The organism is Aquabacterium sp. UBA2148, from assembly GCF_002328915.1.
Classification (GTDB): Bacteria; Pseudomonadota; Gammaproteobacteria; order Burkholderiales; family Burkholderiaceae_C; genus Aquabacterium; species Aquabacterium parvum.
This window is the reverse complement of sequence record NZ_DCXA01000146.1, coordinates 1,936-3,501: the sequence shown is the minus strand read 5'-3', so window position 1 is coordinate 3,501 and position 1,566 is coordinate 1,936. Positions and strand designations below refer to the sequence as shown.

Annotated in this window: 2 protein-coding genes; both read right to left on the bottom strand. The window is 68.6% G+C overall.

Annotated elements, in window-relative coordinates:
* On the bottom strand, positions 1-498 hold a 498-nt coding region (locus B2W70_RS07955), incomplete at its 3' end, for a bile acid:sodium symporter family protein (protein ID WP_286744553.1).
* Positions 499-545: 47 nt separating this feature from the next.
* Positions 546-1,566: FAD-binding protein (locus tag B2W70_RS07950; RefSeq protein WP_286744551.1), on the bottom strand; the 1,021-nt coding region annotated here is incomplete at its 5' end.

The window sequence follows — 1,566 nt, the reverse complement described above, 5'->3', positions numbered from 1 at the left end:
CAGCGCCCAGCCCGTCCAGCGGTGGCGCGCGACCATGCCGAGCGTGACCGGCAGGCCCATCACCAAAGCCACCTGCCCCATCATCAAACCCACCGGCACGTTGACCGCGCGCTCGGTGCCCATGAAGTGCGCCAGCGCCCCGGTCACGATGACCGGCAAGGTGAAGATCGTCAGCAAGCTGGCGATGGCCGTGAAGCCCAGGGCCAGGGCCACGTCGCCACGCGCCAGGTAAGTCAGCAGGTTCGAGGTGGCGCCCGTGGGGCACGCGGCCAGGATCATGAAGCCCACCGCGAAAGCCCCGCTCAGGCCCATGAGCTTGAGCATGCCGAAGCACACCAGCGGCAGCAGCACGAAGTGGCTGAAGACACCCACCAGCAGGGCCCTGGGCTGCACCAGGATGCGCCGGAAGTCCCCCACCGTCAGCCCCAGGCCGAGCGAGAACATGATGAAAGCCAGGATCAGCGGCAGCAGCACGCTGGAAACAACATCACCTTGCACCTTGGTTCCTTGTCAGACGGTTGTCGATGGGGTGAAAACGAAGCGCATCAAGCCCCGGTCACGATGGAGCGGGCCGCCGCGCGGGCCGTGAGGATGCAGCCCGGCAGGAAGGTGCCTTCCAGCGACCGCTTGCCGCTGGCCCCGCCCCCGCCGAAGCCGGCCGCCTCGCCCACGCAATACAGGCCCGACACCGCCTGGCCATCGGCTTGCAGCACGCGGCTTTGCAAGTCGGTCTGCAGCCCACCCAGGCTCTTGCGCGTGATCAGCTGCACCTGGATGGCGATGTACGGGCCCGCGCCCCTGGCCTGCAATGGCGCAGGCTTGCAGGTGCGCATGCGGTCGGGTCCCCACTGTCGTGCGTGCACGATGCGGCGGACCTGGTCGTCGTTGGCCAGCTCCAGGCCCTTGGCGAAGTTGGTGTCGAAAGCGTCGACCGTGGCCTGCAACACCACCGGGTCGATGTGCTGCTCGCCTTGTTCGGCCAGCGTCAGCGCGTTCATCTTGCGGGCCAGACCCGCCAGCGTGTCGTCGACCAGGAAGTGCGGGCTCTCGCGCTGCATCTGCTTGACGAGGCGGTGGTTGCCCAACGCGATCTCCAGCAGGAAATGGACGAGCTGCTTGTCGCGCACGCGCTGGTTGTGTTCGGCACCGGAGATGGCGAACTCCTTGGCCGCGATGCGCCAGTTCATGAGGTGCCAGGTCCAGGGCTTGGGTTGCGCGGCCACCTGCTGGCAGAGTTCGTGCGTGTCGAAACCGGTGACCAGGGGCTCGGGCCCGATGCGCCGGCCGGCGTGGTCCAGCCACAGCGCCGACTTGCACGGGATGGTCGACAGACCATGGCCGGGGAAGTGCGGTTGCGGGTGCGGGATGCCGGCGGCGTAGTTCCACATCTCGCCCGCGTGGGTGAGCTGGGCGCCGAGTTCGTCGGTGGCCAGGCGGTGCAGGACGCCGTCGGCAAACGGGTGGGCACCGTTGAGCAGGGTGGCCGGGCGCGGGCGGTGCGCCGGCCAGTTGGCGATGCACTGCTCGGTCGAGCCGTTGACGCCGCCCATGGCCAGCACCACCACG